The 12,628-nt window shown below is 61.0% G+C and carries 10 protein-coding genes; 9 read left to right on the top strand and 1 reads right to left on the bottom strand.

Annotation, left to right across the window (positions count from 1 at the left end; translation table 11 throughout):
- Positions 1-82 precede the first annotated feature (82 nt).
- From MTP43_RS10770 to MTP43_RS10750, 5 genes are all read left to right on the top strand, one after another.
- On the top strand, positions 83-1,165 hold the full coding sequence (locus MTP43_RS10770; protein ID WP_117527340.1) for an FtsW/RodA/SpoVE family cell cycle protein: 1,083 nt from the start codon (positions 83-85) through the stop codon (positions 1,163-1,165).
- A 178-nt stretch (positions 1,166-1,343) separates the two neighbouring features.
- On the top strand, positions 1,344-2,675 hold the full coding sequence (locus MTP43_RS10765) for a UDP-N-acetylglucosamine 1-carboxyvinyltransferase (RefSeq protein WP_015537538.1): 1,332 nt from the start codon (positions 1,344-1,346) through the stop codon (positions 2,673-2,675).
- A gap of 86 nt (positions 2,676-2,761) precedes the next feature.
- On the top strand, positions 2,762-3,937 hold the full coding sequence (gene ftsZ, locus MTP43_RS10760; protein ID WP_015537539.1) for a cell division protein FtsZ: 1,176 nt from the start codon (positions 2,762-2,764) through the stop codon (positions 3,935-3,937).
- Between the two features lie 79 nt (positions 3,938-4,016).
- Complete coding sequence (locus MTP43_RS10755) at positions 4,017-4,574, top strand: hypothetical protein (RefSeq protein ID WP_005920473.1); 558 nt, start codon at positions 4,017-4,019, stop codon at positions 4,572-4,574.
- A gap of 448 nt (positions 4,575-5,022) precedes the next feature.
- The gene (locus MTP43_RS10750) at positions 5,023-7,398 is read left to right on the top strand and encodes a diguanylate cyclase domain-containing protein (RefSeq protein WP_015537540.1); all 2,376 of its coding nucleotides are present in this window, start codon (positions 5,023-5,025) and stop codon (positions 7,396-7,398) included.
- Between the two features lie 75 nt (positions 7,399-7,473).
- Here MTP43_RS10750 and epsC read toward each other — a convergent pair whose 3' ends face one another.
- Positions 7,474-8,145: a serine O-acetyltransferase EpsC gene (epsC, locus tag MTP43_RS10745; RefSeq protein ID WP_005920469.1), complete on the bottom strand. Its 672-nt coding sequence runs from the start codon at positions 8,143-8,145 to the stop codon at positions 7,474-7,476.
- Positions 8,146-8,613: 468 nt separating this feature from the next.
- Between epsC and MTP43_RS10740 the strand changes: the two genes are divergently transcribed.
- The 4 genes from MTP43_RS10740 to MTP43_RS10725 all read left to right on the top strand — a co-directional run bounded on the left by MTP43_RS10740 (position 8,614) and on the right by MTP43_RS10725 (position 12,509).
- Positions 8,614-9,804: a dihydroorotase gene (locus MTP43_RS10740; RefSeq protein ID WP_005920465.1), complete on the top strand. Its 1,191-nt coding sequence runs from the start codon at positions 8,614-8,616 to the stop codon at positions 9,802-9,804.
- 158 nt (positions 9,805-9,962) lie between these two features.
- Positions 9,963-10,829 (top strand): orotidine-5'-phosphate decarboxylase, encoded by an 867-nt coding sequence (gene pyrF / locus MTP43_RS10735; protein WP_055186832.1) that lies wholly within the window; start codon positions 9,963-9,965, stop codon positions 10,827-10,829.
- Positions 10,810-11,583: a dihydroorotate dehydrogenase electron transfer subunit gene (locus tag MTP43_RS10730; protein ID WP_249234810.1), complete on the top strand. Its 774-nt coding sequence runs from the start codon at positions 10,810-10,812 to the stop codon at positions 11,581-11,583. Before pyrF ends, MTP43_RS10730 begins: the two co-directional genes overlap by 20 nt.
- Positions 11,583-12,509 (top strand): dihydroorotate dehydrogenase, encoded by a 927-nt coding sequence (locus MTP43_RS10725; protein WP_249234809.1) that lies wholly within the window; start codon positions 11,583-11,585, stop codon positions 12,507-12,509. The genes MTP43_RS10730 and MTP43_RS10725 overlap by 1 nt, the downstream gene beginning before the upstream one ends.
- Positions 12,510-12,628 lie beyond the last annotated feature (119 nt).

The raw sequence follows: 12,628 nt of genomic DNA, 5'->3' as shown, positions 1-12,628 counted from the left end.
CCGCGTACAATAACAGAAACGGAGGTGACAGGGATTGCACAGAACTGCTGCCCGCAAAGGGCTGCTGCGGCCGCTGCCGCCCATGGACCTGCCCTTTCTGGTGCTGGTGCTCACACTGGTAGCCTTTGGGCTGGTGATGCTGTGCAGCGCCAGCAGCGCGGTGGCACTGTACCGGCGGCAGGACGCCTTTGCCTATGTGCGGCCGCAGCTGCTGTACGCCGCCATGGGACTGGTGGCCATGTGGACGGCCAGCCGGGTGGACTACCACATCTATCATAAGCTTGCGTGGCCGCTGTTGGCGCTCTCGCTGGTGCTGCTGACGGCGGTGCTGTTCATGCCGGAATATAACGGCTGCAAGCGCTGGCTTGTGCTGCCGGGGCTTGGCACATTACAGCCCAGCGAGATCGCAAAATTTGCGGTGGTGTTGGTGTTTGCCCACATTATCGCTTTGAACCACGACCGCATGGGCAGCTTTGCGGTGGGGGTGGTGCCCTTTGCGCTGGTGCTGGGGGTGGTGGCGGTGCTCATGCTGCTGGAGCCCCACCTTTCCGGCACGGTGCTGATTTTGAGCATCGGCGCGGTGCTCATGTTCGTGGGCGGCACCGGGCTGCGGTGGTTTATGCTGGCAGGGGCGGGCGGCGCTGCCGCCATCGGCACGGCCATCGTGCTCATGCCGGAGCTGGTGCCCTACGCCGCCGATCGTCTCAACTCATGGCTCGACCCCTTTGCCGACCCGCTGGGGGACGGACACCAGACCATCCAGAGCCTGTACGCCATCGGCTCTGGCGGGGCGGCAGGACTGGGACTGGGCAACAGCCGCCAGAAGCATCTGTTCGTGCCTGAGCCGCAGAACGACTTCATCTTTTCCATCCTCTGCGAGGAACTGGGCTTTCTGGGCGCGTGTGCGGTCATTCTGCTGTTCAGCGCGCTGCTGTGGCGGGGCATCACACTGGCGGCCTATGCACCGGACCGTTTCGGGGCACTGCTGGTGGTGGGCTTTGTGGTGCAGGTGGCGCTGCAGGCGGTGCTGAACATCGCGGTGGTCACCAACACCATCCCAAACACCGGCATCAGCCTGCCCTTTTTCTCCTCCGGCGGCACCAGCCTGATGATGCTTCTGGGCGAGATGGGCATCGTGCTTTCGGTGTCCCGGGGCGAAAGCTGATAAAAGGCGATATTTCCTGCCGCAGCGGGACAAAACCGGCGCGGAAATGCGGAAAAAAGCGGACAAATGACCGGACAAATCCCGCAGACGGCGGGAAAGCCGTTTCCGTGCGTTTTGTTGACCAAAGACCCTCGTTTTGCATACCATGGGGTATCTTTTGCAGAACGGGGGTCTTGGCATGGCTGGGGATTGGATCATTACGGGCGGGCGGCCTTTGCAGGGCAGGGTGGAAGTGCCTGCGGCCAAAAACAGTGTGCTGCCGCTGCTGGCAGCTTCGCTGCTGTGCAGCGGGCCGGTGCGGCTGCAAAATGTGCCGCGCCTGACGGACGTAGAGGACTGTCTTGCCCTGCTGCGGGGCGTGGGCTGCACGGCAGGCTGGCAGGGCGCAGAACTGGCGGTGCAGGGACAGCCTATGCGCACCGACCTTGCACCGGAGGCCGCAGGCCGGATGCGGGCATCCATCCTGTTCTGTGCGCCGCTGCTGGCGCGGCTTGGGCGGGTGAGCACTGTACTGCCCGGGGGCTGCCGTATCGGGGCAAGACCCATCGACCTGCATTTGCAGGGGCTGGCGCAGATGGGCGTGCGGCAGCTGCCCGCAGCGCCCGGACAGCTTACGCTGTACGCCCCGGCGGGGCTGCGGGGCGCAGAAATTTGTCTTAGTTTCCCCAGCGTGGGCGCTACCGAGACGCTGCTGCTGGCCGCCGCCACGGCGCAGGGACAGACCGTGCTGCATGGCGCTGCAAAAGAGCCGGAGATCGCGGATCTTGCCGCCTTCCTCAACGCCTGCGGCGGCTGCGTGGAGGGGGCGGGCACCGACACCATCCGGGTGCAGGGAAGGCGCTGCCTTGCGGGCTGCACCTTCATGCCGGTGGCAGACCGCATCATCGCCTCTACGCTGGCTTGCGCGGCAGCAGCGGCGGGCGGCAGGGTAGAACTGGCGGGCTGCGCACCCGGGCTGTATGCCCCGCTGCTGGAAATTCTGGAACAAATGGGCTGCACCGTAGAGCGGGCACGCGATGCTGCCGCCATTTCGCGGTTCGGGGCACTGCGTGGCGCGGGAAACGTGCACACAGCACCCTACCCGGGCCTTGCCACGGACGCCGCCCCGCTGCTGGCGGCGGTGATGCTCTACGCACAGGGGGAAAGCCGCCTGCAGGACAGGGTGTTTGAAAATCGTTTTGCCTGTGCCGAGGGCTTTGCGGCGCTGGGTGCGAACGTCCGGGTGGCAGAGCGCACGTTGTATGTGCAGCCGGGCGGGACGCTGCGCGGGGCAAAGCTGACTGCACCGGACCTGCGGGGCGGGGCGGCGCTGGCGCTTGCGGCGCTGGCTGCCCGGGGCAGCAGCCGCCTTGGCGGGGTGGAGTTTGTCCGGCGCGGATATGCAGACCTTGACCGGCTTTTGGCGGGGCTGGGCGCACAGATTTGGCAGGAAATACCCGCCCGGAGTGGGGTTGTGAAAAAAACACCCACGAAAAAGCAATTTTGTCTTGCAATCGGAGCAAAAAAATGATACGATACAGTTATATAAATATCGTATGATAATTTCTGTGCGGCATTTGCGCAGTTCCACATAAAAATCCGATGGAGGACAAAGTTATGGCATTGATGCTCGATGAAGAACTGGACGAAAACGTTACGACGATCAAGGTGATCGGTGTGGGCGGCGGCGGCGGCAACGCCGTGAACCGCATGGTGAGCGATGGCCTGCAGGGCGTGGAGTTCATCGCAATGAATACTGACCAGCAGGCACTGGCTAAGAACCATGCCTCGGTCAAGGTGCAGCTGGGTTCCAAGCTGACCAAGGGTCGCGGTGCGGGTGCAGACCCGGAAATCGGCCAGCGCGCCGCTGAAGAAAGCAAGGACGAGATCGCCAATGCCCTCAAGGGCTCCCAGATGGTCTTTATCACTGCCGGTATGGGCGGCGGCACCGGCACCGGTGCGGCACCCGTTGTGGCCGAGGTGGCACACGATCTGGGCATCCTGACCGTTGGCATCGTTACCAAGCCCTTCTCCTTTGAGGGCAAGCGCAAGATGGGTCTGGCCGAGCAGGGCATTGCCAACCTGCTGATGCACGTTGACAGCCTGATCGTCATCCCCAACGAGCGCCTGAAGATGATCAGTCAGGAAAAGATCACCCTGATGAATGCCTTCCAGGCCGCCGATAACGTGCTGCGTCAGGGCGTTGAGTCCATCTCTGCCCTGATCAACGTGCCCGCCTTCATCAACCTGGACTTCGCCGACGTGCGCTCCATCATGAAGGATGCCGGCTACGCCCACATGGGCGTGGGCAGCGCCAAGGGTGCAGGCAAGGCCGAGAACGCCGCCAAGGCTGCTATCTCCAGCCCGCTGCTGGAGACCAGCATTGCCGGTGCGCACGGCGTTATCATCAACATCACTTCCAGCCCGGACATCGGTCTGGAGGATGTGGAGACCGCCGCAGGCCTCATCACCCAGAGCGCACATCCCGATGCAAACATCATCTGGGGTACTGCCTTTGATGAGAACCTGTCCGACGAGATGCGCGTGACCGTTGTGGCCACCGGCTTTGACAACAAGAGCGCCAGCGACCTGCGCAACAGCATCAACAACGCCATGGGCGGTGCACAGTCTGTGCCGTCTGCGGTGTTCAGCAGCGATACCGGCGCAAGCGCAGCCCCGGCATCCAATGCCGCCCCGGCTGCTGCTCCGGCTGAAAAGAAGGCCGTGGAAGAGGAAAGCAGCGACAATCGTTACTACGACGAGCTGCTGGCTATTCTGAACAAGCGGAAGTAATTACAGGCTACAATGGGGCTGGCAGCTGCGCCCATGCGGTCAGCGAAAGCCCCGTGCAAGGTGTGCATGGGAGGGCATCATGGTGCAGACAGAGCGGGAGACCGGTGCCCTGCGCGGACAATTTGCCCGGCAGGCCGCTGTACAGGCATCTGCCGCAGCACAGGCGGAAAGCGCCCGGGCACAGGCAGAGCAGCTGAGCCGCAAGCTGGCTGCGGCACGCGCCGAGGTGCGCCGGTATCAGACCCGGATGTTCGCCTTTGAGCGCACCCTGCTTGCCCTCAAGCACGATAATGCAGAGCTGGAAGCCGCCTGTGAGCAGGCGTGGGAGCAGCTGGAACAGGCCAATGCCCGGGCAGAAAAGGCCGAAGCCGCCTGCCGCAGAGCCGAGGCTGCTCTTGCCGCCATGCAGCAGACCGCCCCGGAAACACCTGCGCAGCCGGATACAGCCCCCGAGGCTGTGCCGCAGTGCGAGGCTGCACCGGAACAGCCTGCACCGGAAACGGAAGAAAGCCTCTGCGCCCCGGAACAGGCACTGCCCCCGGAGCCTGCACAGCCTGCATGGCAGCCGGAGACCCGGCTGGAACAGATGGCTGCGGAGCTGATGGGCTGGTTCGATGCCATGATGCCCCAAGAATGAATCTTAAAAGGACTGCTGCGTGTTTTGCGCAGCAGTCCTTTTTCTTTCTGCGTGGGACGATTTGAAATGCGCTCCGCTTTGCTCTGCGCATCATCAGCGGAAATAAGGTTTATATTTCGCGGTTGCCGCGCTCTGCGGAGCGCGGCAACCGCATTTTCACAGGAAGGGCTGTAACGACAAACGGCTTGCTTTCGAACAACGTTTGCAAAGGGTACTGTAAAAATTGGATTGCATTTATACAACCGGGAATGAAAACGTTTGCAGAAAATACCGGAAAAGGCAGAAATGTTGCACGCAGCCTTGCATTTTGCTGTAAAATCCAGTAAAGTATAAATGAATGTAAAAAAAGCGGATGCCGGGGAAAGCCCGCTGTATCCGGTCAGTGCAAGCAGCGTACCCGGAACAAAGCCGGAGCAGATGGATGCGCCGCAAAAGGAGAAACATGGCCATGAACGAGAAACCGAAGATCCTGATCGCGGATGATTCCGAGATCAACCGTGCCCTGCTCAAGGAGATACTGGGCGATGGCTATGACTATCTGGAGGCGGAGGATGGCGCAGCGGCAGTGGAACTGATGCGGCAGCGCACGGATATCTCCCTGCTGCTGCTGGACCTGATGATGCCGGGCATGGATGGCTTTGACGTGCTGCGGGTGATGAAGTATCACACATGGCTGGACGAGATCCCGGTCATCGTCATTTCGGCGGCAGAGGATACCGCCAACATTGAGCGTGCCTATGATCTGGGTGTGGCAGACTATATCCGCCGCCCCTTCGAGCGGATTATGATCCTGCGCCGGGTGAAGAATATCCTCATGCTGTACGCCAAGCAAAAGCGGCTCACCCGCCTTGTTACCGATCAGGTGTACGAAAAAGAGCACAACAGCGTGCTGATGATCAGCATCCTGAGCCATGTGGTGGAGTTCCGCAACAGCGAAAGCGGGCTGCATGTCCTGCACATCCGCACCCTGACCGACCTGCTTTTGCATCAGCTGGTGCAAAAGACTGATCGTTATCAGCTGGACGAAAGCGATATCGCCCTCATCAGCACCGCTTCGGCGCTGCATGATATCGGCAAGATCGTCATCCCGGAGGAGATCCTGAACAAGCCCGGCCGCCTGACTGCCGAGGAGTTTGCCATTATCAAGAACCATACCGTGGCGGGCGCACAGATGTTGCAGGATCTGGGACAGGCGATTGCGCGGGACGAGCCGCTTTTGCAGGTGGCGCACGCCATCTGTCGCTGGCACCACGAGCGCTGGGACGGCAATGGCTACCCCGACCGGCTGAAAGGGGATGAGATTCCCATTGCGGCGCAGGTGGTGGCACTGGCGGACGTGTACGACGCCCTGACCAGCGAGCGCTGCTATAAGCACGCCTACGACCACGACACCGCGCTGCGCATGATCCTGAACGGCGAGTGCGGCGCGTTCAACCCGCTGCTGCTGGACTGCCTGCGAGAGTCCTCGGAACAGCTGCGCACCGAGCTGACCCGCTCGGAGTGGGACAGGGGCTTCCGGCAGGAGACCCACCGCCTTTCCGAGGAGATTTTGCACCGGGAGGCGCTGCCCCGGGAGAACCACTCCCAGCTGCTGCTGGAGCAGGAAAAGGAACGCACGGATTTCTACGCCGCCCAGTGCGGCGGCATCCGGTTCGACTACGACCTGCTGGCTGGCAGCGTGACCGTGTATGACTACCATGCCGAGCCCTTGCAGCAAAAAACGGTAACCGATTTTGCGCAGGGCAAGGGACTTGGCTTTTTGAACGAGCAGGATCGGCGCAAGCTTTCCAAGGCCATCAGCCGCGCCACGCCGGAAGCGCCGGACGTGGTGCTGCCGGTCATGGTGCAGCGAGATGGGAAGCCGCACCTGCACCGGATGGCGCTGCATACCATCTGGAGCGGTGCCGGGGTGCGCCGCTGCGTGAACGTGCTGGGGCACCTCACCGATGAACAGCACCGCGTGGAGCATCAGGCAGAGCTGCTGACCGCCATCGACCCGGAGGAAGATCCCGCCCGGTTCCTACGGCGGCTGCAGGGCATCTTTGATGTGGTGCGTCTGGTAGACCCGGAGCACCGCAAGGTGCTTGCGCTGGACAGTGACGGCATCCTGACCGAAAAGCCCGGCAATTGCCACATGGTATGGAACAAGGATACCCGGTGCGAAAACTGCATTTCCGCCAAGGCCTATGCCCGCAAGACCATCCTGAATAAGATCGAGTTCAAGGACGAGGAAGCCTATTTTGTCATTTCCAAGTATATCGAGGTAGGCGGCAGGGGCTGTATGCTGGAACTGGTCACCCGGCTGACGGATGGCCGCTGGCTGGATATGGGCGGCCACCGGCTGCTGCTGGACCGCTGCAACGGCATGGAGCGCAGCGCCTTCGTAGACCCCCTGACCGGAGCCTACACCCGCCGCTATTTTGATAAGTTCCTTGCCGGGGGCGAGATGCACGGCGGTGTGGCGATGATCGATGTGAACCAGTTCAAGTCGGTCAACGACAGCTTTGGACATCTGGTGGGAGACGAAGCATTGCAGACCGTGGCCGCAGCCATGCAGAGCTGTCTGCGTCAGACTGATATCCTGATCCGCTATGGCGGCGATGAATTTCTGCTGCTGATGCCCCAGAACTGCCCTGACGGCGTAGAAAGCGTCATCCGACGAGTGCAGAACGCTGTGCAGGCAGCGCGGGTGCCCAGCCACCCGGAGCTCCGGCTTTCGGTAAGCATTGGCGGCGTGTGCAATGTGCAGCCCTTGACCGAGGCCATCCGGCAGGCCGATGCCCGGATGTATTGCAATAAAGAAAACGGTGAGCCGGTGTTATAACCGCAGCTGACAACAAAAAAAGAGACAGGCGACCTTTCCGGGAAGCCTGTCTCCTCTTTTTTTCAAAGAAATCTTTTATTTCCGCTGCCGGGCGGCGATCTGTGCGGCAGTGGGCGGGATATCGCCCTGCGCGGCCTTTTCCAGCTGGCTCAGGCGGCGGTCCAGATCGGTGAGCCGCTGCGAGACGATGTCCGGCAGATCCTGCTGGTCCAGATCGTCGGCGGGGTTCACCGCCTTGTTGTTGATACGCACTACCTCGGCGGGTACGCCCACGGCGGTGCAGTTAGCGGGCAGGTTGCGCAGCACCACGCTGCCCGCACCGATGCGGGCGTTATCCCCGATGAACACCGGGCCCAGCACCTTGGTGCCCGCGCCGATAAGCACGTTGTTGCCCAAGGTGGGGTGGCGTTTGCCGGTATCCTTGCCGGTACCGCCCAGCGTTACCCCGTGGTAGATGGTGCAGTTATCCCCGATCTCGCAGGTCTCGCCGAACACGATGCCCATGCCGTGGTCGATAAACAGACACTTGCCGATGGTGGCACCCGGGTGGATCTCGATGCCGGTGCGGTGGCGGCCATGCTGGCTGACCCATCGTGCCAGAAAAAAGTGCTTGTGCTGGTACAGCCAGTGCGCAATGCGGTGGTACACCAGAATGTGGAATCCCGGGTACAGCAGCATTACCTCCAGCACGCTGCGTGCGGCGGGGTCCTTGCGCTGGATGTTCCGCGCGTCCTCAAGTAAACCCATGCGGAAAACCTCTCTTTCCCATAAACACCCGCCCACGCGGCGGGGCTCTCCCTTTTACCGTATTATAATAGCACAGCAGGAGACGAAAGTACAGTGCTGCACTAGGGATTGTGGAACAAAATGGCAGTTATTTTGCCGCGTGACTCGGGTTTTGGGTAGAGTGTCCAAAATTCGGCGAGAGATACCAGAAACCTTTTAGCACCTGTTTTTGCGCACAGCCATTGACACATTTTGCGGTTCTATGATAAAATAATACGAATGAAAACGCAACCATCAAGAAAAGGAGAAACACCATGCTGTGCAGCGCCCAGAACCCGAAACTGAACAAGCAGTTCGCGTCCGGTTTTGCCGTGGCTTCGTTGTTTCCTTTTTTTGCGCAATGAGCTTTTCCCTTTGCGGGGAAAAGTTTTTTTTTGCCCGTTTTCGGGCGCCTGACACACAAAAATATCATTACAGGAGGGAACCGCGATGCTGCTGACAAACGCTGTGAACACCGAGGGACGGCCGCTCGAGATCTATGTAAAGGATGGCAAAATCGCTGCCGTAGGGCAGGATCTTTCCGCCCTTGCCGCCGAGAACGAGACGGTGGTGGATGCCGGTGGGCTGACTGTGCTGCCCGCATTTGTGGACCTGCACTGCCACTGGCGCACCCCGGGCTTTGAGTACAAGGAGGATATCGAGACCGGCAGCCGTGCCGCTGCTGCCGGTGGCTACACCTTTGTAAACCTGATGCCCAACACCAAGCCCGTCTGCTCCTCTGCCGCACAGGCCATGATGGTGGAGCAGAAGGCTGCCGAGGTGGGGCTGTGCGATGCAAACCAGACCGTCTCCATCACCGAGAACTTTGACGGTGTGAGCATCGACCACCTCAAGACCCTGCCCGCCAGCGTGAAGTTCATCACCGAGGATGGCCACGGCGTGCAGGATAACGCCACCATGGCACGGGCTTTTGCCATCTGCACCCAGAAGGACATCACGGTCATGAGCCACGCCGAGGATATGGAGATCAGCCCGTGGGATTACCGTCTGGCCGAGGATATCGAGACGGTGCGCAACTGCTGGCTGAGCGAGTACTACCAGACCCGGCTGCACATGTGCCATGTGTCCACCCGGGGCGCGCTGGACGCCATCCGCATGGCAAAGCTGCGGGGTGCACCGGTCACCTGTGAGGTGACCCCCCACCACCTGTGGTTCACCAACGACACCTGCGACTACCGGGTCAACCCGCCCATCCGCACCGCCGATGACGTGGAGGCGCTGGTGGAGGGCATCCGTACCGGCATCGTGGACGCCATTGCCACCGACCACGCACCCCACTCCGAAGAAGACAAGCTGAAGGGCATGGCCGGTATGGTGGGCAGCGAGACCGCCTTCGGCGTGTGCTATACCAAGCTCTGCAAGCAGGAGGGTCTGCCGCTGGAGCTGCTGGTGCACCTGATGAGCACTCGCCCCGCCGAGATTCTGGGCCTTGCCAAGGGTCAGCTGGAGCCGGGCTTCGATGCCGACTTTGTGCTGGTGGATCTGGACACCCCCTACACGGTGGAAAAGGAAAAGCTGCACTCCAAGAGCCACAACACCCCCTTTGACGGTGCACAGCTCTACGGCAAGGTGTTTGCCACCATCAAGGCCGGTAAGATCACCTATCAGGCCGAGGAGTAAAAAGAACGAAACCCTCTCAGGCAAAGCCTTACGGTAAGGGGCTTGGCTCTCCCTTTGGGAGAGCTGCCGAACGAAGTGAGGCTGAGAGGGCGAGGACGCTTACAAGATGCGATATAACGATACCTAATATAACAGAGAACAAACAGGAGGACACCCAAATGACGAACATGGACAAACTGTACGAAGCTGTGGAAGCCCGCGGCCCGGTGTGCGTGGGTCTGGACACCGATTTCAGCTACCTGCCTGCCGATTTTGTGGACAGCACCCTGACCAAGGGCGAGAACATCGTGCGCTTCAACAAGAAGCTCATTGATGCCACCAAGGCTGTGGCTGGCTGCTACAAGGTGCAGATCGCTTACTATGAGTCGCTGGGCATGGAGGGCATGAAGGCCTACGCCGACACCCTGAAGGCTGTGCGCGAGGCCGGTGTGCCGGTGATTGCGGACATCAAGCGCGGCGATATCGCCAAGACCGCCGAGATGTACGCCATGGGTCACTTCACCGGCGATTTTGAGAGCGATTTCGTCACGCTGGCACCCTACATGGGTCTGGACTCCATCAGCCCCTACCTGCCCTACGCCGAAAAGCAGGGCAAGGGTATGTTCGTGCTCTGCCGCACCTCCAACGGCGGTGCCAAGGACTTTGAGTACGAGAAGCTGGCCGACGGCCGCCACGTCTACGATCTGGTGGGCGACAAGCTGAACGCGCTGGGCAAGGACTACATGGGCGAGCACGGCTACTCCTCCATCGGTTTGGTCATCGGCGGCACCCACATCGAGGAGGCCACCGAGATCCGCGCAAAGTATCAGGACAGCTTCTTCCTGATCCCCGGCTACGGCGCACAGGGCGGCAAGGCCGAGGATATCGCCCAGTACCTCACCAAGGGCAACGGCGGCGTGGTCAACTCCAGCCGCGGTATCCTGCTGGCTTACAAAAAGCAGCCGGGCGTTGCCTTTGACGAGGCCGCTTACAACGAGTGTGTGAACATGAAGGAGGCCATTGCTCATGCGTGCAGCCTGCTGTGAAGCCACCGTCCTGCGCAATGAGGTCATTGCCCCGGACATCCGCCTGCTGACCGTGGTGTGGCCGGACCGCGACCACGCCCCCCACGCAGGCCAGTTCTTCACCCTGCGCTCCTGGGGCGCAGACGAAGCGCCCTTCCTGTCCCGCCCCATCAGCGTGCACCGCTGGAACCCGGACAGCAGCACCATCGAGTTTTTGTATCAGGTGGTGGGCGAGGGCACCGAAAAGCTGGCACAGCTCAAGCAGCGGGATACCTTCCAGCTCACCGGCCCCATGGGCAACGGCTTTGATGTGCCGGACATTGTGAGCAAGTACAAAAAGATCGCCGTGGTGGGCGGCGGCATCGGCACTGCGCCCATGTTCCAGCTCACCCGCGAGCTGGCCGCTGCCGGAGTAAAGCCGGATGTGTTTTTCGGCTTCCGCGACACCCCCTACTGCATGGAGGAGTACCGCGAGATCGCAAACCTCGTCAAGGTGTCCACCGACACCGGTGCGGTGGGCTTCCACGGCTTTGTCACCCAGCTGTACGACCCCGCCGATTACGACGTGGTGCTGGTGTGCGGCCCCACCGTGATGATGAAGAACGCCGCCTGCCTGTGTGCGGAAAAAGGCACCCCCTGCTTTGTAAGCATGGAAAAGAAGATGGCCTGCGGCATTGGTGCCTGCCTTGGCTGCACCTGCGAGACCAAGGGCGGCGAGGGCAAGAGCGTGTGCAAGAACGGCCCTGTATTTGACGCAACGGAGGTGTTCTTCTGATGGCAGACCTGAAAACCAACCTGCTGGGCTTTGTGATGAACAGCCCGGTCATCGGCGCATCCGGCACCGTGGGCTACGGTGTGGAGTACGAGGAACTGGCCGATTTTGCAAAGATCGGCGGCATCTCCGGCAAGGGCCTTACCCTGCACGGCCAGTACGGCAACAAGGGCGAGCGCCTGTGGGAGACCCCCTCCGGCCTCATCAACAGCATCGGCCTGCAGAACCCCGGCGTGCAGCACTTTATTGACGTGGAGCTGCCCGAGATGCTGGAACTGAAGCAGAAGTACGGCACGGTGGCCATTGCAAACCTTGGCGGCCACAGCGAGGAAGAGTATGTGGAAGGCGCAGCGATGCTGAGCGAGAGCGCAGTGGATATCGTGGAGCTGAACATCTCCTGCCCCAACGTCAAGGTGGGCGGCATGGCCTACGGTGTGAAAGCCGAAGCCGCCGGCGAGGTGGTGCGCATGGTGCGCGTTGCCTGCAAAAAGCCCCTGATGGTCAAGCTGAGCCCGCAGGCCGAGAACATCCCCGAGATGTGCAAGGCTGTGGAGGCCGCCGGTGCGGACGCTATCAGCCTGACCAACACCTTCCAGGCCTGCGCCATTGATCTGGAAAAGCGCCGCCCGGTGTTCAATAACATCTTTGCCGGTCTGTCCGGCCCGGCGGTGCGTCCCATCGCTCTGCGCATGGTATGGCAGGCCGTGGGTGCCGTGAACATCCCGGTGGTGGGTCTGGGCGGCATTGCCACCGGCCGTGACGCACTGGAGTTCATCATGGCAGGTGCCACCGCAGTGCAGGTGGGCGCGGCAAACTTTGCCAACCCCCGCGCTATGGAGACCATTGCGGACGAGATGGCAGCATGGATGGACAAGAACGGCGTGAAAACGCTGGATGAGATCCGCGGCTGCGCCCGTCATGCAGAATAAAAATTGATATATCCATAAAATATCTACAATTATGCGCATAAAATAAAACTTAGCGCATAAATTTGCAAATAGTGTAAAAGCGTGGTACAATACCACCCAAAGGAATATACACCACTGAA

The sequence above is a fragment of the Faecalibacterium sp. IP-1-18 genome, assembly GCF_023347355.1.
Classification (GTDB): Bacteria; Bacillota; Clostridia; order Oscillospirales; family Ruminococcaceae; genus Faecalibacterium; species Faecalibacterium prausnitzii.
Note: the sequence above shows the minus strand (reverse complement) of the source record. Positions and strands in the feature narration are given on the sequence as shown.